The following is a 22,905-nucleotide window of genomic DNA, read 5'->3' on the forward strand; positions in this document are numbered from 1 at the left end:
ACGCCGGTCAATTGTGGGAGGGGGCTTGCCCCCGATGGCGTCCTCAAGTGCGCTGCAAAAACGCCTGATGCATCTGCGCCAATGTCTCAAAATGCCAGGTCGGCGCCTCGGCATTCAGTTCCTCGAAACTACCAAACCCATACCCCACCGCCGCCGAATCCAGCCCATTTTTGTGTGCGCCGATCAGGTCATGCTTGCGATCACCGATCATCAAGGTGGTGGCCGGGTCCAGGCCTTCCTCGCTCATCAGGTGGGCGATCAGTTCGACTTTGTTGGTGCGCGTCCCGTCCAGCTCGCTGCCGTAGATCACCTTGAAATGCTTGGCAAAGTCAAAGTGCCGGGCGATTTCGCGGGCAAACACCCATGGTTTGGAGGTGGCAATGTAGAGCTGGCGACTTTGGCCGCTCAAGTCCTCCAGCAACGGCATCACACCGTCGAATACGCGGTTTTCATACAGCCCGGTGACCTTGAAGCGCTCCCGGTAGAAATTCAATGCCTCCCAGGCCTGGGTTTCATCAAGGCCATAGAACTGCATGAACGCCTGCAGCAAGGGCGGGCCGATGAAGTGCTCCAGCTTGGTCAGGTCCGGCTCGTCGATACCCATTTTACCGAGGGCGTACTGGATCGAGCGAGTGATGCCCTCACGTGGATCGGTCAGGGTGCCATCCAGGTCGAACAGGACGGTTTGGTAACGCAGGGTCATCGGTCGAATCCTTCAGCCAGGTGCAGGTCTTTGAGCTTCACGTAATTCGCGGCGCTGTAGGTGAAAAAGGCGCGTTCCTTGTCAGTCAGCGGGCGGATTTGTTTAACCGGGCTGCCGACATATAAAAAACCGCTCTCAAGTTTCTTGCCCGGAGGTACCAGGCTGCCGGCGCCTATGATCACATCGTCCTCGACCACGGCGCCATCCATCACGATGCTGCCCATGCCGATCAGGATGCGATTGCCGACTGTGCAGCCATGCAGCATGACCTTGTGGGCGATGGTCACGTCGTCGCCGATCAGCAGCGGGAAACCGTCCGGGTTGAACGGCCCGGCGTGGGTGATGTGCAGCACACAGCCATCCTGCACGCTGGTGCGCGCACCGATGCGGATGCGGTGCATGTCGCCACGGATCACGGTCAGTGGCCAGACCGAGCTGTCGGCGCCGATTTCGACATCGCCGATCACCACCGCCGAAATATCGACAAACGCCCCGGCGCCCAGGGCTGGCGTGTGGTTCTGATAGGTGCGAAGGGTCACGATAGCCTCTCTCTCTTCTGCTGATAGCTGCGGTGGGCGTTGATTGTAATTAAGATGGCCCCATCTTTGTTCTTATATGTTTCTTCAGCCAAGGTGCCCACCGTGAGCGCGAACAACCCTCTTCTGCAGCCCTACGACCTGCCGCCGTTCTCGGCGATCCGTGCCGAGCACGTCCAGCCGGCCATCGAACAGATCCTCGCCGACAACCGCGTTGCCATCGAAGGCATCCTGCAAAGCCAGGGCAAAAATCCGACATGGGCCGGTCTGGTCCTGGCGATGGACGAACTGAATGACCGCCTGGGCGCCGCCTGGAGCCCGGTCAGCCACCTCAACGCCGTGTGCAACAGCGCTGAACTGCGCGAAGCCTACGAAGGCTGCCTGCCGGCATTGAGCGCCTACTCCACCGAGATGGGCCAGAACCGCGCGCTGTTCCAGGCCTTCGAAGCCCTGGCCAATAGCCCGGAAGCCGCCGGTTTCGACGTGGCGCAGAGAACCATCCTGGAGCACTCCCTGCGTGACTTCCGTCTGTCGGGTATCGATCTGCCGCCGGAGCAGCAAAAGCGCTACGCCGAAGTGCAGAGCAAACTCTCCGAGCTGGGCAGCAAATTTTCCAACCAACTGCTGGACGCCACCCAGGCCTGGACCAAGCACGTCACCGATGAAGCCACCCTCGCGGGCCTGACCGACTCGGCCAAGGCGCAGATGGCCGCTGCCGCCCAGGCCAAAGGCCTCGACGGCTGGCTGATCACCCTGGAATTCCCTAGCTACTACGCCGTCATGACCTACGCCCAGGATCGCGCGCTGCGTGAAGAAGTCTACGCGGCCTACTGCACCCGAGCGTCGGACCAAGGCCCGAATGCCGGTCAGAACGATAACGGCCCGGTGATGGAACAGATCCTCGACCTGCGCCAAGAGCTGGCCCAGTTGCTGGGTTATGCGTCGTTCTCCGAACTGAGCCTGGCCACCAAGATGGCCGAGTCCAGCGACCAGGTGCTGAGCTTCCTGCGTGACCTGGCCAAGCGCAGTAAGCCGTTTGCCGCCCAGGACCTGCAACAGCTCAGAGCCTATGCTGCCGAACAAGGCTGTGCGGATCTGCAAAGCTGGGACAGCGGTTTCTACGGCGAAAAACTCCGCGAGCAGCGCTACAGCGTGTCCCAGGAAGCCCTGCGCGCTTACTTCCCGATCGACAAAGTGCTGGGCGGCCTGTTCGCCATCGTGCAGCGCCTGTACGGCATCGAGATCGCCGAGCAGAAAGGCTTCGACACTTGGCACCCGGATGTGCGCCTGTTTGAAATCAAGGAAAACGGCCAGCACGTGGGCCGCTTCTTCTTTGACCTGTACGCCCGTGCCAACAAGCGCGGCGGCGCCTGGATGGATGGCGCCCGCGACCGTCGCCGCACAATCGACGGCGTGCTGCAAAGCCCGGTGGCCAACCTGGTGTGCAACTTCACCCCGGCCGACAGCGGCAAGCCTGCCCTGCTGACCCACGATGAAGTGACTACGCTGTTCCACGAATTCGGCCACGGCCTGCATCACCTATTGACCCGTGTTGAACACGCTGGCGTGTCCGGCATCAACGGCGTGGCCTGGGATGCGGTGGAACTGCCGAGCCAGTTCATGGAGAACTGGTGCTGGGAGCCGGAAGGCTTGGCACTGATCTCCGGCCACTATGAAACCGGCGAGCCGTTGCCCCAGGACCTGCTGGAAAAAATGCTCGCAGCGAAAAACTTCCAGTCCGGCCTGATGATGGTGCGTCAGCTGGAGTTCTCGCTGTTCGACTTTGAGCTGCACGCCACCCATGGCGATGGTCGCAGCGTGGCCCAGGTGCTGGAAGGCGTGCGTGATGAGGTGTCGGTGATGCGTCCGCCGGCCTACAACCGCTTCCCCAACAGTTTTGCGCACATCTTCGCTGGCGGTTATGCGGCGGGTTACTACAGCTACAAGTGGGCCGAAGTGCTCTCGGCGGATGCCTTCTCCAAGTTCGAAGAAGACGGCGTGCTCAATGCCGAAACCGGTCGTGCTTTCCGCGAAGCGATCCTGGCGCGTGGCGGTTCCCAGGAGCCGATGGTGCTGTTCGTCGACTTCCGCGGACGTGCGCCGTCGATTGACGCACTCTTGCGCCACAGCGGCCTGAGTGAGGACGCGGCAGCATGAGTGAAGGGCCTGTGATTACCAAAAAGCAATTCATCGCCGGGGCGGTCTGCCCGGCGTGCAGTGAGCCGGACAAGCTGAAGATGTGGACCGAGGACAGCGTGCCGCACCGTGAGTGTGTGGCCTGCGGTTATACCGACACGTTGAATGACCAAGGTCTGTCGGTGCCCAAGGAATTGGGCACGCGGGTCAATACCACGGCGTTGAAAGCGCCGGCGGACCCGAAGGTGCAGGCGGTGCAGTTTTTCCCCAATCCCAAGCTGAAAAAAGACTGACGCACCGCACGAATCACTGTAGGAGCGAGCTTGCTCGCGAAGAAAACTGGAAGGCGCCACGTTTATCCAGGATAAACGCGTCATCGTTAACGTTTTTCGCGAGCAAGCTTGCTCCTACAGGTGTTCCTCAGCTTTGCTGGAGGTTGTGATCCAATCTTTCATCGAGCACAGCGCAAACGCGCTGGTGCTGCAGTCGCCATTTGCCAAGGCGGTGCGCAACTTGTCGATATCAGCCTTCATCATGTAGCGAACGCCGTCCTTGAAGCCGTTGCTGGTGCCAAACCCGCCCAGGGTCATTTCGTTCAGCGCGTCTTCCTTGCTCCACCCCTGAATCACCACTCGATACATCGCGGCCATCAGGCCGGTGCGATCAGAGCCATTCTTGCAATGCATCAGTACCGGGCCGTTGGCTTCGGCTTCCTGGATGGCTCTGAGTGCCGCCAGTACGTCGGAATCGTCGACATGGTTAGTGCGATAAGTCAGCTGTACCTGTTTGATATCAGATGACTTCAACCAGGCGGCATCAGATTCCGGCAGAAAGTTGATCACTGTACCGATCTTGAGTTTTTCCAACTCAGGCACGGCGCTGCTATCGGGCAAAGCGCTGCGATAGAGCGTTGGCGTCATTTGGTGCAGGTTGAATTGGTTGCCCACTGGCTGGGCCCACTCGGGTGAACGAATGGACGAAGTCTCATCGGCCTTGGCGTGAACGGCGCCGAGCAGTGCCATGAGTGCCAGGCCGAGAGCAGGCAGCAATCGAGTGTTGGACATGCGCTTTGTGACCCAATAGGGAAATGGCTGATGGAGCGCAGATTCGCCCAGGGGGGGTCAACACCGTGTGAGGTGCTCGTCAAAGAAACGTGAATGGCCTCATCTGATCCGGTGTTTTTACCGCTCAATCGATTCGTCCTGATGCTTAGGCTGCTATCATTTGTAACTATTGTTTGCCGGTGCGTGATATCCCACTGGCTTGCCACACATCACGCTGCTCCCAGAAGCGGCGGATAAACCCGTGACCACATGATGAGGTGCCACCATGTCTGATCAAGATCAAGACAACCCCCGGCGTGACTTTTTGCGCAAATCCTTGACCTTGATCCCGGTGGTCACGGTTGCCAGCACCGGCCTTGGCGGCTCGATGCTGATGGCAACACCAGAGCCGGCGCAGGCCGCTCCAGCCAAGCCTGCGGCGAGTGAAAAGGCTTATGAGCCTACTTACTTCACGGCCGAGGAGTGGGCGTTTATAAACGCCGCCGTCGAGCGCTTGATCCCCGCCGATGAGCAAGGCCCGGGCGCCCTCGAAGCCGGTGCGCCGGAGTACATCGACCGTCAGATGAACACGCCGTACGCCAGTGGTGCCTTGTGGTTCATGCAAGGCCCGTTCAACGCGGATGCTGCTCCAGAGATGGGCTGGCAGTCCAAGCTCGTGCCCAAGGACATCTATCGCCTGGGCATTGCCGCGACGGATGCCTGGTCGAAAGCCTTCAACGGTAAAACTTTTGCTGCGCAAGACAGCGCTACCCGAGACGATATGTTGCGTCGTCTGGAAGCCGGCGGAAGTGAAGTGACGGCACATTTTGAAGCGGTGCCGCCGAAGATGTTCTTCAACCTGTTGCTGCAAAACACCAAGGAAGGGTTCTTTTGCGACCCCATCCACGGTGGTAACAAAGGCATGGTCGGCTGGACCATGATCGGCTTCCCCGGCGCTCGCGCCGATTTCATGGACTGGGTTGAACGCAACGAGCAATACCCCTTCCCGGCAGTTTCCATCCGTGGCGAGAGGGCTTGAACGTGGCGACCATCATGAAGAAAGTGGATGCGGTGATCGTCGGCTTCGGCTGGACCGGCGCGATCATGGCCAAGGAACTGACGGAAGCTGGCCTCAACGTGGTCGCGCTGGAGCGTGGCCCGATGCAGGACACCTACCCGGACGGCAACTATCCCCAGGTCATCGACGAACTGACCTACAGCGTGCGTAAAAAACTCTTCCAGGACATTTCCAAAGAGACCGTGACCATTCGCCATAGCGTGAATGACGTCGCCTTGCCCAACCGTCAGCTGGGCGCGTTCTTGCCGGGCAACGGCGTGGGCGGTGCGGGCCTGCATTGGTCGGGCGTGCATTTCCGTGTCGACCCGATCGAGCTGCGTATGCGCAGCCACTATGAGGAGCGCTACGGCAAACACTTCATCCCCAAGGACATGACCATCCAGGACTTCGGCGTGAGCTATGAAGAGCTGGAGCCGTTTTTCGACTACGCGGAAAAAGTCTTCGGCACCTCTGGGCAAGCCTGGACCGTGAAAGGCCAACTGGTCGGCGAAGGCCGTGGCGGCAACCCGTATGCACCGGACCGTTCCAATCCGTTTCCGTTGGAAGCGCAGAAGAATACCGTCTCCGCACAGCTGTTTCAGAAAGCGGCTGCCGAGGTGGGTTACAAACCCTACAACCTGCCGTCCGCCAATACCTCGGGGCCGTATACCAATCCTTACGGTGCGCAGATGGGGCCGTGCAACTTCTGCGGTTTCTGCAGCGGCTATGTCTGCTACATGTATTCCAAGGCCTCGCCGAACGTGAACATCCTGCCGGCGTTGCGCCAGGTGCCGAACTTCGAGCTGCGGCCCAACTCGCACGTGCTCAAGGTCAATCTCGACAGCACCAAGAGCAAGGCCACTGGCGTGACTTACATCGACGCCCAGGGCCGGGAATGTGAGCAGCCGGCGGACCTGGTGATCCTTGGCGCCTTTCAGTTCCACAACGTGCGGTTGATGCTGTTGTCGGGCATCGGCAAGCCCTACGACCCGATAACCAATGAGGGCGTGGTGGGCAGGAACTTCGCCTACCAGAACATGGCCACCATCAAGGCCTTCTTCGACAAAGATACCCATACCAACAACTTCATCGGCGCAGGCGGCAATGGCGTGGCCATTGATGACTTCAACGCCGACAACTTCGACCACGGCCCACATGGCTTCGTGGGTGGCTCGCCGATGTGGGTCAACCAGGCCGGCAGCCGGCCGATTGCCGGTACGTCCAACCCCCCGGGCACTCCGGCCTGGGGCAGCGCCTGGAAACGCGCCACCGCCGATTACTACACGCACCAGGTGTCGATGGATGCCCACGGTGCGCATCAATCCTACCGGGGCAACTACCTGGATCTGGACCCGGTGTACCGCGATGCCTATGGCCTGCCGCTACTGCGGATGACGTTCGACTGGCAGGAAAACGACATCAAGATGAACCGCTTCATGGTCGAGAAAATGAGCAAGGTCGCCGAGGCGATGAACCCCAAGGCGATTGCCCTGCTCGGCAAAAAGGTCGGTGAGCACTTCAACACGGCGTCCTACCAGACCACCCACCTCAACGGCGGCGCGATCATGGGCACCGACCCGAAAACCAGCGCGTTGAACCGATACCTGCAGTGCTGGGATGTGCACAACGTGTTTGTTCCTGGCGCGTCCGCTTTCCCACAAGGCCTGGGGTACAACCCTACCGGCCTTGTGGCGGCGTTGACCTACTGGTCGGCGCGGGCCATTCGCGAGCAGTACCTGAAAAACCCCGGCCCACTGGTTCAGGCATAAGGAGCGATGACCATGAAAGCACTTGTTATCGCCACCTTCGCGCTTTTCAGTAGCTGCTCTGTCAGTGCGGCTGAAAGCGATTTGATCAAGCAGGGTGAATACCTGGCCCGCGCCGGCGATTGCGTGGCCTGCCACACCGCCAAGGGCGGCAAGCCTTTTGCCGGTGGCTTGCCGATGGAAACGCCCATCGGCGTGATTTATTCCACCAACATCACCCCGGACAAGACCGGCCTGGGCGACTACAGCTTCGAGGACTTCGACAAGGCCGTGCGCCATGGCGTAGCCAAGAGCGGCAGTACGCTTTACCCGGCGATGCCCTACCCGTCTTACGCACGCGTCAGCGACAGCGATATGCAGGCGTTGTATGCGTACTTCATGAAAGGTGTCGAGCCCGTCGCCCAAGAGAACAAGGACAGCGATATTCCGTGGCCCTTGAGCATGCGTTGGCCGCTGGCAGCGTGGCGCTGGATGTTTGCGCCGGCGGTCGAAGCGCATCAGGCGCAAGCCGCCGCCGACCCGGTGGTGAGCCGCGGTGCCTACCTGGTAGAAGGTCTCGGCCACTGTGGCGCGTGCCATACGCCACGGGCCTTGACCATGCAGGAAAAAGCCCTGAGTGCCGCTGACGGTAATGCCTTTCTGTCCGGCAGCGCACCACTGGAGGGCTGGATCGCCAAAAGCCTGCGCGGTGACCACAAGGATGGCCTCGGCAGTTGGAGTGAGGAACAGTTGGTGCAATTCCTCAAGACCGGCCGCAGTGATCGCAGCGCGGTGTTTGGTGGCATGAGCGACGTTGTCGTCCACAGCATGCAGTACATGTCGGAAACTGACCTGACGGCTATCGCCCGTTACCTCAAGAGCTTGCCGGCGGTGGACTCCAAGGACCAGCCGCATCAGTACGACAAGCAGGTGGCCGAGGCGCTGTGGAAAGGCGATGACCGCAAGCCGGGAGCGTCGGTCTATATCGACAACTGCGCGGCCTGCCACCGTACCGACGGGCATGGCTATACGCGGGTGTTCCCGGCGCTGGCGGGTAACCCGGTGGTGCAGACGGCGGATGCCACGTCGTTGATCAACATTGTGTTGAACGGCGGCACCTTGCCGGCTACCCACGCGGCGCCATCGACCTTCACCATGCCGGCGTTCGCCTGGCGTTTGTCGGATCAGGAAGTGGCGGATGTGGTCAGTTTCGTTCGGGGCAGTTGGGGCAATAAAGGTGCGCCGGTGAAAGCCAACGATGTGGCGGATCTGCGCAAGAACGATATGCGCACCACCTCGGGCGATGACCTGGGCCAGGTTACGCAACAGCACTGATCCCTGGCTTACCGCCAAACGGCACTGGTCAGAAGCCTTGCGCCTCGATACTGTATATAAAAACAGTACCGAGGCGCTTTCATGTCTACTCCGCTGCCGCCCCGAGGCCGGGGCACGGCCACCAACCTGCACAACCGCTTCGCACCGACGGTCAGCGTGGTGGAGGATGACGGCTGGTTCCAGGAAGTGCCGCCGACCCTGGGCACTGAAGTGCGTATCGAAACGGCCAAGACCATCATCACCCGCAACAACTCACCGGACTTGCCGTTTGATCGCTCGATCAACCCCTACCGTGGCTGTGAGCACGGCTGCATCTACTGCTACGCGCGGCCGAGCCATGCCTATTGGGACATGTCGCCGGGATTGGATTTCGAGACCAAACTGATCGCCAAGACCAACGCTGCCGATGTGCTGGAACAGCAACTGTCGAAACCGGGTTATGTGTGCGCGCCGATCAACCTGGGCTCCAACACCGACCCGTACCAACCGATCGAGCGCGAATACAAGATCACCCGGCAAACCCTGCAAGTGCTGCTGCGCTATCGCCACCCGGTGACCATCATCACCAAGGGGTCGCTGATTTTGCGCGATCTGGACCTGCTCACAGAATTGGCGCGCCAACGGCTGGTGGCCGTGATGATCAGCCTCACCAGTCTGGACGATGAACTCAAGCGCATCCTGGAGCCACGCACGGCAGCGCCCAAGGCGCGTCTGCGGGCGATCCGGGTGATGCGTGAGGCGGGGATACCGGTGGGTGTGTTGTGCTCGCCGATGATCCCGATGATCAACGACAGTGAGTTGGAAAGCCTGTTGGCCGAAGCTCACGCAGCGGGCGCGCAAAGTGCGGCGTACATGATGCTGCGCCTGCCGCTGGAGGTGGCACCGTTGTTCGAGGAGTGGCTGGCGGCGCATTACCCGCAGCGTGCGGCCCATGTGATGAGCCTGGTGCGCCAGGTGCGCGGCGGCGAGGTGTATGACAGCCGCTTCGGCGTGCGCATGCGTGGCGAAGGGCCGTTTGCAGACTTGCTGGCGCAGCGCTTCAGCAAAGCCATCAAACGGCTGGGGCTCAACCGGCGGGAAGGGTTTGACCTGGATTGCACGGCGTTCTGCCCTCCGGGCAGACAGATGGCATTGTTGTAGACTGACAGGGTCGAATGCACCGTTCCTGTAGGAATAGTCGCGTTTTGATATCACTGAAACCCGCGATCTAGAGCGGTTCATTCAGTTTGAGTTAAGTTTCGGCGGTTACCTTGTTCAGCGAGTGACTGATGAGTCGGCACTCTGGCCCCTGGCGTTTTACAACTAATCCACTGGCCAAGCGTCCAACTGACCTGAACACTCCCCTGCATTAATCAAGAGGATGAATCATGAGTGACAAGGATAAACAGCCGTTGGCTGCGTCGGCTTCTGCCCCTCAGGTGGCTGAAACCGCCGATGCAGCGCTAAAGCACATTGTTGACGGCTTTTTGCATTTCCATCACGACGTCTTCCCCCAGCAGGAAGAACTCTTCAAGAAACTCGCCACGGCCCAGAGCCCAAGGGCGATGTTCATTACCTGCGCCGACTCGCGCATCGTGCCCGAGCTGATCACCCAAAGTTCTCCGGGCGATCTGTTCGTGACCCGTAACGTCGGCAACGTCGTACCGCCTTACGGCCAGATGAACGGCGGTGTTTCCACGGCCATCGAGTACGCGGTACTTGCCCTGGGCGTGCAGCACATCATCGTCTGCGGGCACTCCGATTGCGGCGCCATGCGCGCGGTGCTCAACCCTGACAGCCTGGAGAAGATGCCGACGGTCAAGGCCTGGCTGCGGCACGCCGAGGTCGCCAAGACCATGGTCCATGACAACTGCGACTGCGCCAATGAAGGCGAGAGCATGAAGGTGCTCACCGAAGAAAACGTCATCGCCCAACTGCAACATTTGCGTACCCACCCTTCCGTGGCTTCGCGCATGGCCAATGGTCATTTGTTTATCCACGGTTGGATCTACAACATCGAGACCAGCGAAATCCGCGCCTACGATGCCGACCAGTCGACGTTCCGACCGTTGAGCGGCGACGGACCGATCCCTTGCGCGACGCCTAAAGCGCGCTTCTAAAAACACTTCCCTGCCGGGTAAAGCGGTGGCTGCCATGGACGCAGCCAGGCTTTACCGCGCCCGGCGAATGCCTCGGGAGAGTCATCATGCGTGCTGCTCAATTGAAAGCTGTATTGCCAAGGGAGCTGCTCGCTTCCGTAGTTGTGTTTCTGGTCGCCCTGCCCTTGTGCATGGGGATCGCGATCGCCTCCGGCATGCCGCCGGCCAAAGGCCTGATTACCGGGATTATTGGTGGCCTGGTGGTGGGCTGGCTGGCGGGCTCACCGTTGCAGGTCAGTGGCCCGGCGGCGGGCCTGGCGGTGCTGGTGTTCGAGTTGGTGCGCCAGCACGGCATGCTGATGCTCGGGCCGATTCTGTTGCTGGCGGGATTCCTGCAACTGGTTGCCGGGCGTTTGCGCCTGGGCTGCTGGTTTCGCGTCACGGCCCCAGCGGTGGTGTACGGCATGCTGGCGGGGATTGGCGTGTTAATTGTGCTGTCGCAGATTCATGTGATGCTCGACGGAGCGCCCAAGCCTTCGGGGCTCGACAACCTGGCAGGCTTCCCGGCGGCACTGGCCGACGCTATCCCGACCCTGGGCGGTGGCCTCGGCTGGCAGGCGGGGCTGCTCGGTTTGTCGACGATGCTGGTGATGTACGCCTGGGACAAATTGCGCCCGCAGAAGCTGCGCTTTGTGCCCGGTGCTTTGCTGGGCGTGGGCCTGACCACGGTGGTCAGCCTGGTGCTGGCGTTGCAGGTCAAGCGTGTCGAAGTCCCGGAAAACCTCGCCGATGCTATCGACTGGCTACGCCCCAGCGACCTGTTGAACCTCGCCGATCCCCAGCTGTTGATCGCGGCATTTGCCGTGGCGTTTATCGCGAGCGCTGAAACGCTGCTTTCTGCAGCGGCGGTCGACCGCATGCACAGCGGTCAGCGTTCGGATTTCGACAAGGAATTGTCTGCTCAAGGTGTCGGCAACATGCTCTGCGGCCTGGTCGGCGCCCTGCCGATGACCGGCGTGATCGTGCGCAGCTCGGCCAACGTGCAGGCCGGCGCTACCACGCGCTTGTCGGCGATGTTCCATGGCCTGTGGTTGCTGGCGTTCGTGCTATTGCTGTCGAGCGTGCTGCAAAGTATCCCGGTGGCGAGCCTGGCGGGGGTGCTGGTGTACACCGGTATCAAGCTGGTGGACATCAAGGCGTTCAAGGCACTGGGACGTTATGGGCGGATGCCGATGTTTACCTACGCGGCCACAGCGCTGGCAATCATCTTTACCGACCTGCTGACCGGCGTATTGGTGGGCTTCGGGTTGACGTTGGTCAAGCTGGCGTTCAAGGCGTCGCGATTGAAGGTCAGCCTGATCGACCTGCCTCAGGACGGTGAGATGGAGCTGCGCCTGACCGGTGCGGCGACCTTTCTGAAAGTGCCTGCGTTGACCCAAGTCTTGTCGACGGTGCCTGCCGGGACGACTGTGCATGTTCCGCTGAGCAACCTGAGTTACATCGACCATTCCTGCCTGGAGTTACTGGAGGAATGGGGGCGGGCCAATGCGGCCAAGGGCTCGAAGCTGGTGATCGAGGCGCGCGGGTTGAAGCGCCGATTGGAAGGGCGTGTGCGCACGACCACGGGGATAGGCTCCGCCGCCGTCTGAACCCTCTTGTAGGAGCGAGCTTGCTCGCGAAGAACGTCAACGATGACGCGGGTGTTCTGAATGCCCGCGGTGTCTTTGGTTTTTTCGCGAGCAAGCTCGCTCCTACAGAAGCGTGATGGGCCTCAGGCTGGCTGATCCAGCGCCAACTCAACCCCCAGCTGTCGCGACAGGCACGGCCAGCGCTTCCATGCGGCTTCAGTGTCCGGGCTCTTGAGCTGCTCGCGATAAGCCTCCACGGACTCCAGCGCAAAGCTGTCTTCGTTGAGCATTTCATCCACGGCGTGGTGCACCGCTTCATCCAGCTGGTTGGCGAAGGCTTCGCCGATCAGCTGATGGGCAATGACATTGGCCACAGTGGTATCGGCCGGAATCAACGGCTGGCCAAAGTGCTTGATATACAGATCGTTGACCTCTTCGACCAGACGATGAGCCAGATAGGCCTCGTCCAGCAGGCCATCGAGGCCTTCATGGCCGGCCAGGATGGCGGGCGGTTGCAGGAAGAAATGCTCGGCGATCTTCAGTACCGGCTTGATCTGGCTTTCGATACCGGCCTCGCGGGCCACGTCGTTGGCGGCGTCCAGCAAGTCCGGGACCAAGTCGATGTAGGCGGTGACAAAGCGGGTCATGACAATGTTGCGATCACCGTCAGCCAGGGAAATGGCCGAATGCAGGTGCGGCAATTGTTTTTCCAGTTGCTGGGCAAGCTGGCCCGTGCTGGCTTCGTGTTGATGGGCACGGGAAATCTGCTCGCGCAATGCGGCGGTGTTCATGAAAGCTCCAGTGATGCAGGCGTAGGAAAAGGGAGAAGATAAGGTAGCTCGTTTATACGAGCGCCTAAGACGCATTTGTCATAATTATTTCATGGTTATGCGCCCGCGTTATATCGAATTGCCATCGTTCGTCGGATAAACGATTCCGTACCCGGTTTTATTGGCTCCGGCCGCTCATTTTTACTCATTTGCCCCTACACATTGCGGGGTTGCAGAGCCTGTCTATACTCGGATTTGTACGCGATTAGCTGATGACGCCAGACTGCATAAGCAGGCAAGGCCAGGCGGTTGTAAGCAGTATGGAAGCCGCTCCCTTCGACGCAGGTGCAAACCGGCGGGATAACAAGAACGATAAGGGGAACCCGCAATGATGCGACATCCACACGTTTGGATGGGCCTCCTGTTGTGGTCAGTATTCGGCCAGGCACATGCCGCCTGGACAACGAATATGGCGCCAGGGGCGACAGAAGTCAGTCACGCTGTGTTCGACCTGCACATGACCATTTTCTGGATCTGTGTGGTGATTGGCATCATCGTGTTTGGCGCGATGTTCTGGTCGATGATCGTTCATCGCCGGTCCACGGGCCAGGTCGCGGCCAAGTTCCACGAGAGCACCACGGTGGAAATCCTCTGGACCGTCGTGCCCTTGCTGATCCTGATCGCGATGGCCATTCCGGCGACCAAGACCCTGATCAATATCTACGACAGCAGTGAATCGGATATCGACATCCAGGTCACCGGCTACCAGTGGAAGTGGCATTACAAATACTTGGGCCAGGACGTGGAGTTCTTCAGCAACCTGGCCACGCCCGCCGAACAGATCCACAACCAGGCGACCAAGGGCGAACATTATCTGCTGGAAGTCGACCAGCCGCTGGTGTTGCCGGTGGGCGCCAAGGTGCGCTTTCTGGTGACGGCCGCCGACGTGATCCACTCCTGGTGGGTGCCGGCGTTTGCGGTCAAGCGCGACGCGATTCCCGGCTTCGTCAACGAGGCCTGGACCCGTGTCGAGAAGCCTGGCATCTACCGTGGCCAGTGCGCCGAACTGTGCGGCAAGGACCACGGCTTCATGCCTATCGTCGTCGAGGTCAAGTCCAAGGCCGACTACGACACCTGGCTCGGCGAGCGCAAGGCAGAGGCCGCCAAGCTCAAGGAGCTGACCTCCAAAGAGTGGACCCTGGAAGAGTTGGTGGCCCGTGGCGACAAGGTCTACCACACCACCTGCGTGGCCTGTCACCAGGCCGAAGGCCAGGGCCTGCCGCCGATGTTCCCGGCGCTCAAGGGTTCGAAGATCGCCACCGGCCCCGCCGCCGATCACCTGAGCCTCGTGTACCACGGCAAGCCCGGCACCGCGATGGCGGCGTTCGGCAAGCAGCTCTCGGAAGTGGACATCGCCGCGGTGGTGACCTATGAGCGCAACGCCTGGGGCAACAACAAAGGCGACATGGTCACGCCTAAAGACGTGCTGGCCATCAAGCAGGCGGAAAGCAAATGACCTCTCCCATGGCATTGACCTCGACCCGCCCCGCCCACTCGCTTGCAGGAGAACGACCATGAGCGCTGTGATCGACGACCATGGTCACGCCGACCATGCCCACGGCCCCGCCAAGGGTCTGATGCGCTGGGTGCTGACCACCAACCACAAAGACATCGGCACCATGTACCTGTGGTTCGCCTTCGCCATGTTCCTGCTCGGCGGCTCGTTCGCCATGGTGATCCGTGCCGAGCTGTTCCAGCCCGGCCTGCAGATCGTGCAGCCGGCGTTCTTCAACCAGATGACCACCATGCACGGGCTGATCATGGTGTTCGGCGCGGTGATGCCGGCGTTTGTCGGCCTGGCCAACTGGATGATCCCGTTGATGATCGGCGCGCCCGACATGGCCCTGCCGCGCATGAACAACTTCAGTTTCTGGCTGTTGCCGGCGGCGTTCCTGCTGCTGGTCTCGACGCTGTTCACGCCAGGCGGCGGGCCGAACTTCGGCTGGACCTTCTACGCGCCGCTCTCCACCACCTACGCGCCGGAAAGCGTGACGTTCTTTATCTTCGCCATCCACCTGATGGGCATCAGCTCGATCATGGGCGCGATCAACGTGGTCGCCACCATCCTCAACCTGCGTGCGCCGGGCATGACCTTGATGAAAATGCCGCTGTTCGTCTGGACCTGGCTGATCACCGCGTTCCTGCTGATCGCGGTGATGCCGGTGCTGGCCGGGTGCGTGACCATGATGCTGATGGACATCCACTTCGGCACCAGCTTCTTCAGCGCGGCCGGCGGCGGTGACCCGGTGCTGTTCCAGCACGTGTTCTGGTTCTTCGGCCACCCCGAGGTGTACATCATGATCCTGCCGGCCTTCGGCGCCGTCAGCTCGATCATCCCGACCTTTTCGCGCAAGCCGTTGTTCGGCTACACCTCGATGGTCTACGCCACGGCGAGCATTGCGTTCCTGTCGTTCATCGTGTGGGCGCACCACATGTTCGTGGTGGGTATCCCGTTGGTGGGCGAGCTGTTCTTCATGTACGCCACCCTGCTGATTGCCGTGCCCACCGGGGTGAAGGTGTTCAACTGGGTCAGCACCATGTGGCAAGGCTCGCTGACCTTCGAGACGCCGATGCTGTTTGCCGTGGCCTTCGTGATCCTGTTCACCATCGGCGGTTTCTCCGGGCTGATGCTGGCGATTGCCCCGGCGGACTTCCAGTACCACGACACCTATTTCGTGGTGGCGCACTTCCATTACGTACTGGTGCCCGGTGCGATCTTTGGCATCTTCGCCTCGGCCTACTACTGGCTGCCGAAATGGACCGGCCACATGTACGACGAAACCCTGGGCAAGCTGCACTTCTGGTTGTCTTTCGTGGGCATGAACATGGCGTTTTTCCCGATGCACTTCGTCGGGCTGGCGGGCATGCCGCGGCGGGTGCCGGACTACAACCTGCAGTTCGCTGACTTCAACATGGTCTCGTCGATCGGCGCTTTCATGTTCGGCGCCACGCAGATCTTCTTCCTTTTTATCGTGATCAAGTGCATCCGTGGCGGCCCGCCGGCGCCGGCCAAGCCCTGGGATGGCGCCGAAGGCCTGGAGTGGAGCATCCCTTCGCCGGCGCCGTACCACACCTTTACCACGCCGCCGGAGGTCAAATGAACACGCCTTGGCACTGCGTACACGGCCAATGTGGGAGGGGGCTTGCCCCCGATGGCGGTGTGCCAGCCGACGTCATTATTGGCTGTAAAACAGCTATCGGGGGCAAGCCCCCTCCCACAATGGCCTCATTCACATTGGGTGGGCGTCATGGCTGAATCCTTGCCAACCAAGCGCCTGGTCACACGGCTGCTGATCCTGGTGGTGGCAATGTTCGCCTTCGGCTTTGCGCTGGTGCCGATCTACGACGTGATGTGCAAGGCGTTCGGCATCAACGGCAAGACCGCCGGGCAGTACGAGGGCGAGCAAGTGGTCGACCCGACACGCCAGGTGCGCGTGCAGTTCTTGTCTACCAACGCCATCGACATGGTCTGGGATTTCTATGCCAAGGCGGACGAAGTGGTGGTCAACCCGGGCGCGGTGACCGAGGTGCTGTTCGTGGCCCACAACCCCACCGACAAGCCGATGACCGCTCAGGCCGTACCGAGCATTTCCCCGGCCGAAGCGGCGATGTATTTCCACAAGACCGAATGCTTTTGCTTCACCCAGCAAGTGCTGCAGCCGGGTCAGCGCATCGAGATGCCGGTGCGTTTCATCGTCGACCGCGACATGCCCAAGGATGTGAAGCATCTGACCCTGGCGTACACGCTGTTCGATATCACTGCGCGCCAACCGCCCGTGGCTGTGCACAGCGGCGGCTAGCTACTGTTTGCCCCCTCAATCAGGAGAGCGAATACATGTCGACTCATGATACGTACTACGTACCGGCGCAAAGCAAATGGCCGATAATTGCCACGATGGGCCTGCTGGTCACCGTGTATGGACTGGCGGTGTGGTTCAACGACTTGAAGGCGGCACGCCCGGAATCCCACGGCCCGTGGATCTTTTTCGTCGGCGGGCTGCTGCTGGCGTACATGCTGTTCGGCTGGTTCGGTGCGGTCATCAAGGAAAGCCGCGCCGGTTTGTACAGTCCGCAGATGGACCGCTCGTTCCGCTGGGGTATGACCTGGTTCATCTTTTCCGAAGTGATGTTCTTTATCGCCTTCTTCGGTGCACTGTTTTATGTGCGGCATATGTCGGCGCCTTGGCTGGCGGGTGAAGGCTCAAAGGGTGTCGCGCACATGCTGTGGCCGAACTTTGAGTTTGCCTGGCCGCTGCTGAACAACCCCGACCCGAAAATGTACCCGGCACCGGAAGGCACCATCAGTCCGTGGGGCCTGCCGCTGGTCAATACCATCCTGCTGGTGAGTTCCAGCGTGACCATCACCATCGCTCACCATGCCCTGCGCAAAGGCCATCGCGGCGCGCTGAAAATCTGGTTGGCGATCACCGTCCTGCTGGGTATGGCGTTCCTGGGCTTCCAGGCCGAGGAATATATCCACGCGTACAAAGAGTTGGGCCTGACGCTCGGCTCCGGCGTCTATGGCGCGACCTTCTTCATGCTCACCGGCTTCCACGGCGCCCACGTGACCATCGGCACCCTCATTCTGTTCGTAATGCTGATGCGCATCCTCAAGGGGCATTTCAATGCCGAGCACCAGTTCGGCTTCGAGGCGGCCAGTTGGTATTGGCACTTTGTGGACGTGGTGTGGATCGGGCTGTTTTTCTTCGTCTACGTGTTGTGAGACGGCTTACCACGGCGCATGAGAAACCAGTTGGCCGCTGAAAAAGCCCCAGGTGATCAAGGCCAGGGTGATCACGGCCAGTACGACACGCACGGTCAGGGCGTTGACGAGGCGGTTGGAGTTGCCCTCGTCCTTGACCAGGAAGAACAAGCCACTGAACAGGCTCACGACGGTCGCGATCAGCATCAGGGCAATAGCGGCTTTGAGCATGGTCGGGCTCCACGGGGATGGGCGGGCAATGAAAACAAGTATAGCCAGCGCCGCAAAACGCTTTCGTCCAGGGATTGCACCCACTTTAGTGGTGCTGGTGCTGCTGCCCCTGATGGTGGGGTTGGGGTTCTGGCAACTGTCGCGCGGTCATGAAAAGCAGCGGCTGGTGGACAGTTATGCCGAGCGGCGCGCAGCCGAGCCGGTCAGCAGTGCGCAACTCGATGACATGGCCGACCCGGCCTTTCGCCGCGTGCGCCTGCGCGGGCAGTTGGATGCCGAGCACAGCGTGTTTCTCGACAACCGCATGCGCGACGGCAAGGCCGGCGTAGAGCTGCTGCAACCCTTCCATGATCAGGCCAGCGGCCTGTGGCTGTTGCTCAATCGCGGCTGGTTGCCCTGGCCGGACCGGCGCACACCTCCGGCCTTCAGCACCCCGGAGCAGGTCTTGAATCTGGATGCCTGGGTCTACGTCGCCCCTGGCGAAACCTTCCAATTGCACGCCGACCCCGCCAGTGCGCAATGGCCACGCCTGCTGACGGCGCTGCACCCTGCTGCGTTGTGGGCGGAACTGGGGCGCAGCGGTTTCACCTATGAGCTACGTGCCGAACCCGGCCCCGGCACTTACGAAACCGCCTGGCCCATCGTGGCCATGGGGCCGGAAAAACACCTGGCGTATGCCGTGCAGTGGTTCGCCATGTCGCTGGCGTTGCTGGCGCTTTACCTCTATCTCGGATGGCACAACAAAAAGGAGAAGCCCCATGGGAGCGGCCATGAATCCACCCAACATGTCTGAGGTGCCTGATCGGCGCAAAGGCCGTTGGCAGTTGATCCTGATCCTGATGATGGTGATCGGCCCGATGGCACTGGCCACCTTCATGTACAAGCTGCAGTTCTGGGTGCCGGACAGCCGCAGCTACCACGGCGAGATGATCGGCAACGGCCAGACCCGCGCCGACATTGGCGTGCAGGCCGATGAGCAGCGCTGGCAACTGCTGGTCACCGCGCCCGCCGCCTGTGCCGCCGATTGCCAGCAACTGGTTTACCTTGCGCGCCAATTGCAGATTGGCCTGGGGCGCGACGCTTCCCGTGCCAGCCATGCCTTGGCCAGTGCGCTGCCGCTGGGCAGCGACTATGACGCCAAACTCAAGGCCGAGTACCCGCAACTGCAACGCTACCCGCTGGACTTGTCGACCTTCAGCAAAAATGCTGCTGCGCCGGGCGATGCTCAGCTGTGGATCGTCGACCCCCACGGCAACCTGGTGCTGCGCTACGACGCCAGGGTCAAGGGCAAGGACTTGCTCAACGACCTGCGCCATCTGCTGAAACTGTCGAACATCGGATAGGGGCATCGTCATGGCCAAACCTGGATTTCGCCTCGCGTTGTTTGCCACCCTGCTGGCGCTGATCGTCGTACTGCTCGGCGCTTATACCCGCCTGACCCACGCCGGCCTGGGGTGCCCGGATTGGCCCGGCTGCTACGGCTTTATCAGCGTGCCCAACACCGAGGCTCAACTGGCCCATGCCGAGCTGCATTTCCCCGATACACCGGTAGAGGCCGACAAGGGCTGGGCCGAGATGACCCATCGCTACTTCGCCGGCACCCTGGGCTTGTTGATTGTGTTGCTGGCGGCGCGCTCGTGGAGCCATCGGCGCGATCCGGGCCAGCCGGTGAAACTGCCGCTGTTCGTGCTGGCGGTGGTGTTCGCCCAGGCCGCATTTGGCATGTGGACGGTGACGTTGAAGCTGTGGCCGCAGGTGGTGACGGGGCATTTGTTGGGCGGCTTTGCGACCTTGAGCCTGCTGTTCCTGCTGACCTTGCGCTTGTCCGGCGTATTGCCCGCCTTGATCGTGCCCAAGCGCCTGCAATATTGGGCGACGGCAGGCCTGGTGCTGGTGATCGGCCAGATTGCCTTGGGCGGCTGGGTCAGTTCCAACTATGCGGCGGTGGCCTGTATCGATTTGCCGACCTGCCATGGCGAGTGGTGGCCGGCGGCGGACTTTGCCAACGGCTTCCACCTCACCCAACACATCGGCCCCAATTACCTGGGTGGGCAGCTGGACAGCGAGGCGCGCACCGCCATCCACCTGACCCATCGCATCGGCGCCGTCGTCGTCAGCCTGGTGCTGCTGGGTCTGGCGTGGCAATTGCGCGCGGTTGGCATGACGCGGTTGGCCGGCTTGCTGCTGATCGCCCTGGCGGCGCAAATCTGCCTGGGCCTGAGCAATGTGTATTTCCATCTGCCGCTGCCGGTTGCGGTGGGGCATAACGCGGGTGGTGCGGCGTTGTTGCTGACGCTGGTGCTGGTCAACTACCACGCCCGCACCAGCCTGGTCCGGGTGCGCAACCAGCTGCCGTTCGGCTGGCGCTTTATCCCGCGCAAGCATGTGTCGGGCCTCGTTACTCTTAAAGGAGAGATGCCATGGCGACCTTGATCGGCGCGCGTCACGGCCAGGCCATCTGGCGTGATTATCTGGAGCTGACCAAGCCGAAGGTGGTGGTGCTGATGCTCATCACTTCGCTGGTGGGGATGTTCCTGGCGACCCGCGCCGGCGTGCCGTGGACCGTGCTGGTGTTTGGCAACCTGGGGATTGCCCTGTGTGCCGGTGGCGCGGCGGCGGTGAATCATGTGGTGGATCGGCGGATCGATGCGGTGATGGCGCGGACCCACAAGCGGCCATTGGCGCAAGGCCGTGTGTCGCCGCTGGCGGCGCTGGCCTTTGCTTTGTTTCTGGCTGTTGCAGGGTTGGCTCTGCTGCTGGCGTTTACCAACCCTCTGGCGGCTTGGCTGACGCTGGCCTCGCTGCTCGGCTATGCAGTGATCTACACCGGCTTCCTCAAGCGGGCGACGCCGCAGAACATCGTCATCGGTGGCCTGGCCGGTGCAGCGCCTCCTTTGCTGGGTTGGGTTGCCGTGACCGGGCATATCAGCGCCGAGCCCCTGCTGTTGGTGCTGATCATCTTCGCCTGGACCCCGCCACACTTCTGGGCCTTGGCCATCCATCGCAAGGAAGAATACGCCAAGGCCGATATCCCGATGCTGCCGGTGACCCACGGCGAGCACTACACCAAGGTGCATATCCTGCTCTACACCTTCGCCCTGCTGGCGGTGAGCCTGATGCCCTATGTGATCCACATGAGCGGCCTGCTGTACCTCGGCTGCGCCCTGGTATTGGGCGGGCGCTTTCTGCAATGGGCCTGGGTGTTGTACCGTGGCGGTCGGCCGCACGCGGCGATCAACACCTTCAAGTACTCTATCTGGTACTTGCTGCTGCTGTTTATCGCCCTGCTCGTAGACCACTACCTACTGTTGAACCTATGACTCGAACTCAAAAGACTGTCTTCATCCTGGTGGCCCTGGTGGCATTGATCATGGGCCTGACCGTTAACAAAGTGCTCTCGGGCAAGGGCCAGGGCGACCCCACTGCCTTGATCGACGCCGGCATCATCCTGCTGCCGCAAAGTCGCCAACTGCCGCCGGTGACCATGACCAACCAGGACGGCCAGCCAGTGCTGGTCAATGAATTGAAAGGCAAGTGGAGCCTGTTGTTCTTCGGCTACACCTTCTGCCCGGACATCTGCCCGACCACCCTCGCCCAGCTGCGCCAGATCAAGAGCGAGCTGCCTAAAGACGCGGTGGATAAGTTGCAGGTAATCCTGGTCAGCGTGGACCCGAACCGCGACACGCCGACTCAGCTCAAGCAGTATCTGGGTTACTTCGATCCGCAGTTCCAGGGCCTGACCGGCGCGAATGTGGAGGAGGTGCAGAAGGTCTCGAATGCGGTGAGCATTCCGTTCATCCCGGCGGATACCAGCAAGCCCAACTACACCGTCGACCACAGCGGCAACCTGGCATTGATCGGGCCGGATGGGACGCAGCGTGGGTTTATTCGGGCGCCGTTGAACAACCAGAAGCTGGTGGCGCAGTTGCCGGGGTTGTTGAAGCGTCAGTAAATACACCGCAAAACAAATGTGGGAGGGGGCTTGCCCCCGATAGCAGTGGGTCAGCCACCAGGTGCAGTGACTGACACTCAGCAATCGGGGGCAAGCCCCCTCCCACATTTTTTGATCTTCAGCGTGTTGGAGATCGAATCACATCAGAACGCCGGCTTGATCGCGCCTTTGTACTTCTCTTCGATGAACTTCTTCACTTCAGGCGTGTGCAGGGCTGCAACCAGCTTCTTCACGGCGTCCGAATCCTTGTTGTCTTCGCGGGTCACCAGGATGTTCACATAAGGCGAGTCGCTACCTTCGATCACCAGCGCATCCTTGGACGGGTCCAGCTTGGCTTCCAGCGCATAGTTGGTGTTGATCAGCGCCAGGTCGACCTGGGTCAGTACGCGCGGCAGGGTGGCGGCTTCCAGTTCGCGGAATTTGAGGCCTTTAGGGTTGGCGGTGATGTCCTTGATGGTCGACAGGATATTGGTCGGATCCTTCAGGGTGATCAGGCCGTTCTTGGCCAGCAGCAACAGGGCGCGGCCGCCGTTGGTGGCGTCGTTCGGGATCACCACGTTGGCGCCGCTTGGCAGTTCGTCCAGCTTCTTGTACTTGCTGGAGTACGCGCCCAGGGGTTCCAGGTGCACCGCGCCAACGCTCACCAGGTGAGTGCCCTTGGCTTTGTTGAATTCATCCAGGTATGGCTGGTGTTGGAAGAAGTTGGCGTCCAGGCGCTTTTCCGCGACTTGTACGTTGGGCTGCACGTAGTCGGTGAAGACTTTGACCTGCAGGTCCACGCCTTCTTTGGCGAGGGCAGGCTTCACGAATTCGAGGATTTCCGCGTGCGGGACCGGCGAAGCGGCGACCGTGAGGGTCTCGGCGTGGGCGGAAAACGCGGCAACGGCGGCGAAAGCAACCAGTAGTTTTTTCATCCAACAAGCTCCTTG

General features: G+C 61.0%; 22 protein-coding genes and 1 pseudogene. 17 read left to right on the forward strand and 6 right to left on the reverse strand.

All coding sequences use genetic code 11. The features are described 5' to 3' along the window. Positions 1 to 43: 43 nt before the first annotated feature. Positions 44 to 703 (reverse strand): HAD family hydrolase, encoded by a 660-nt coding sequence (locus BLR69_RS21885; RefSeq protein ID WP_071494764.1) that lies wholly within the window; start codon positions 701 to 703, stop codon positions 44 to 46. Then, entirely contained in the window at positions 700 to 1,242 is a 543-nt protein-coding gene (locus BLR69_RS21890) for a gamma carbonic anhydrase family protein (RefSeq protein WP_016978759.1), read from the reverse strand. The genes BLR69_RS21885 and BLR69_RS21890 overlap by 4 nt, the downstream gene beginning before the upstream one ends. Positions 1,243 to 1,296: 54 nt before the next feature. Between BLR69_RS21890 and prlC the strand changes: the two genes are divergently transcribed. Both prlC and BLR69_RS21900 read left to right on the forward strand, forming a co-directional pair. Continuing rightward, positions 1,297 to 3,396 (forward strand): oligopeptidase A, encoded by a 2,100-nt coding sequence (prlC, locus tag BLR69_RS21895; protein WP_172832136.1) that lies wholly within the window; start codon positions 1,297 to 1,299, stop codon positions 3,394 to 3,396. Beyond that, a complete protein-coding gene (locus BLR69_RS21900) occupies positions 3,393 to 3,668 on the forward strand; it encodes a YheV family putative zinc ribbon protein (RefSeq protein WP_020301415.1) in 276 nt (91 codons plus the stop codon). Before prlC ends, BLR69_RS21900 begins: the two co-directional genes overlap by 4 nt. 114 nt (positions 3,669 to 3,782) lie before the next feature. On the opposite strand, the gene BLR69_RS21905 is transcribed toward BLR69_RS21900, so the two are convergent. Beyond that, positions 3,783 to 4,439: a dual specificity protein phosphatase family protein gene (locus tag BLR69_RS21905; RefSeq protein WP_071494766.1), complete on the reverse strand. Its 657-nt coding sequence runs from the start codon at positions 4,437 to 4,439 to the stop codon at positions 3,783 to 3,785. A 265-nt stretch (positions 4,440 to 4,704) separates the two neighbouring features. Here BLR69_RS21905 and BLR69_RS21910 point away from each other — a divergent pair, with 265 nt between their 5' ends. The 6 genes and pseudogenes from BLR69_RS21910 (at position 4,705) to BLR69_RS21935 (ending at position 12,282) form a co-directional block, all read left to right on the forward strand. Further along, positions 4,705 to 5,457, forward strand: a complete 753-nt coding sequence (locus tag BLR69_RS21910; RefSeq protein ID WP_071494767.1) for a gluconate 2-dehydrogenase subunit 3 family protein — start codon at positions 4,705 to 4,707, stop codon at positions 5,455 to 5,457. 2 nt (positions 5,458 to 5,459) lie between these two features. Beyond that, positions 5,460 to 7,244 (forward strand): GMC family oxidoreductase, encoded by a 1,785-nt coding sequence (locus tag BLR69_RS21915; protein WP_071494822.1) that lies wholly within the window; start codon positions 5,460 to 5,462, stop codon positions 7,242 to 7,244. A gap of 6 nt (positions 7,245 to 7,250) precedes the next feature. Continuing rightward, positions 7,251 to 8,551, forward strand: a pseudogene (locus tag BLR69_RS21920) (c-type cytochrome); the annotation flags it as partial. Positions 8,552 to 8,636: 85 nt separating this feature from the next. Beyond that, a complete protein-coding gene (locus BLR69_RS21925; protein ID WP_071494769.1) occupies positions 8,637 to 9,695 on the forward strand; it encodes a PA0069 family radical SAM protein in 1,059 nt (352 codons plus the stop codon). A 227-nt stretch (positions 9,696 to 9,922) separates the two neighbouring features. After that, positions 9,923 to 10,654 (forward strand): carbonic anhydrase, encoded by a 732-nt coding sequence (locus BLR69_RS21930; RefSeq protein WP_071490929.1) that lies wholly within the window; start codon positions 9,923 to 9,925, stop codon positions 10,652 to 10,654. An 86-nt stretch (positions 10,655 to 10,740) separates the two neighbouring features. Beyond that, positions 10,741 to 12,282 carry a SulP family inorganic anion transporter gene (locus tag BLR69_RS21935; protein WP_071494770.1) on the forward strand — a complete coding sequence of 514 codons (1,542 nt, stop codon included), beginning with the start codon at positions 10,741 to 10,743 and terminating at the stop codon, positions 12,280 to 12,282. A gap of 122 nt (positions 12,283 to 12,404) precedes the next feature. On the opposite strand, the gene BLR69_RS21940 is transcribed toward BLR69_RS21935, so the two are convergent. Further along, on the reverse strand, positions 12,405 to 13,052 hold the full coding sequence (locus BLR69_RS21940) for a hypothetical protein (RefSeq protein ID WP_071494771.1): 648 nt from the start codon (positions 13,050 to 13,052) through the stop codon (positions 12,405 to 12,407). A gap of 367 nt (positions 13,053 to 13,419) precedes the next feature. Here BLR69_RS21940 and coxB point away from each other — a divergent pair, with 367 nt between their 5' ends. The 4 genes from coxB to BLR69_RS21960 all read left to right on the forward strand — a co-directional run bounded on the left by coxB (position 13,420) and on the right by BLR69_RS21960 (position 17,814). Further along, a complete protein-coding gene (coxB, locus tag BLR69_RS21945; RefSeq protein WP_058424414.1) occupies positions 13,420 to 14,547 on the forward strand; it encodes a cytochrome c oxidase subunit II in 1,128 nt (375 codons plus the stop codon). Between the two features lie 58 nt (positions 14,548 to 14,605). Further along, positions 14,606 to 16,192 carry a cytochrome c oxidase subunit I gene (gene ctaD, locus BLR69_RS21950; RefSeq protein ID WP_016978771.1) on the forward strand — a complete coding sequence of 529 codons (1,587 nt, stop codon included), beginning with the start codon at positions 14,606 to 14,608 and terminating at the stop codon, positions 16,190 to 16,192. A gap of 147 nt (positions 16,193 to 16,339) precedes the next feature. Beyond that, complete coding sequence (locus BLR69_RS21955) at positions 16,340 to 16,891, forward strand: cytochrome c oxidase assembly protein (RefSeq protein ID WP_071494772.1); 552 nt, start codon at positions 16,340 to 16,342, stop codon at positions 16,889 to 16,891. A 35-nt stretch (positions 16,892 to 16,926) separates the two neighbouring features. Next, positions 16,927 to 17,814, forward strand: a complete 888-nt coding sequence (locus BLR69_RS21960; RefSeq protein ID WP_071494773.1) for a cytochrome c oxidase subunit 3 — start codon at positions 16,927 to 16,929, stop codon at positions 17,812 to 17,814. A 6-nt stretch (positions 17,815 to 17,820) separates the two neighbouring features. Here BLR69_RS21960 and BLR69_RS21965 read toward each other — a convergent pair whose 3' ends face one another. Further along, the gene (locus BLR69_RS21965; protein WP_058424417.1) at positions 17,821 to 18,024 is read right to left on the reverse strand and encodes a twin transmembrane helix small protein; all 204 of its coding nucleotides are present in this window, start codon (positions 18,022 to 18,024) and stop codon (positions 17,821 to 17,823) included. 28 nt (positions 18,025 to 18,052) lie between these two features. Here BLR69_RS21965 and BLR69_RS21970 point away from each other — a divergent pair, with 28 nt between their 5' ends. The 5 genes from BLR69_RS21970 to BLR69_RS21990 are packed head-to-tail and all read left to right on the forward strand — an operon-like array spanning position 18,053 to position 21,976. After that, positions 18,053 to 18,817 (forward strand): SURF1 family protein, encoded by a 765-nt coding sequence (locus tag BLR69_RS21970; protein WP_071494774.1) that lies wholly within the window; start codon positions 18,053 to 18,055, stop codon positions 18,815 to 18,817. Beyond that, positions 18,783 to 19,367 (forward strand): hypothetical protein, encoded by a 585-nt coding sequence (locus tag BLR69_RS21975; RefSeq protein ID WP_071494823.1) that lies wholly within the window; start codon positions 18,783 to 18,785, stop codon positions 19,365 to 19,367. The genes BLR69_RS21970 and BLR69_RS21975 overlap by 35 nt, the downstream gene beginning before the upstream one ends. Positions 19,368 to 19,377: 10 nt before the next feature. Next, positions 19,378 to 20,457: a COX15/CtaA family protein gene (locus BLR69_RS21980; protein WP_071494775.1), complete on the forward strand. Its 1,080-nt coding sequence runs from the start codon at positions 19,378 to 19,380 to the stop codon at positions 20,455 to 20,457. Then, complete coding sequence (cyoE, locus tag BLR69_RS21985; protein ID WP_071494776.1) at positions 20,445 to 21,344, forward strand: heme o synthase; 900 nt, start codon at positions 20,445 to 20,447, stop codon at positions 21,342 to 21,344. The genes BLR69_RS21980 and cyoE overlap by 13 nt, the downstream gene beginning before the upstream one ends. Further along, complete coding sequence (locus BLR69_RS21990; RefSeq protein ID WP_071494777.1) at positions 21,341 to 21,976, forward strand: SCO family protein; 636 nt, start codon at positions 21,341 to 21,343, stop codon at positions 21,974 to 21,976. The genes cyoE and BLR69_RS21990 overlap by 4 nt, the downstream gene beginning before the upstream one ends. Before the next feature lie 143 nt (positions 21,977 to 22,119). Here the strand turns inward: BLR69_RS21990 and BLR69_RS21995 are convergent, their stop codons facing one another. Next, positions 22,120 to 22,890 (reverse strand): MetQ/NlpA family ABC transporter substrate-binding protein, encoded by a 771-nt coding sequence (locus BLR69_RS21995; RefSeq protein WP_071494778.1) that lies wholly within the window; start codon positions 22,888 to 22,890, stop codon positions 22,120 to 22,122. Between the last annotated feature and the right edge of the window lie 15 nt (positions 22,891 to 22,905).

It is taken from the genome of Pseudomonas azotoformans, from assembly GCF_900103345.1.
Classification (GTDB): Bacteria; Pseudomonadota; Gammaproteobacteria; order Pseudomonadales; family Pseudomonadaceae; genus Aquipseudomonas; species Aquipseudomonas azotoformans.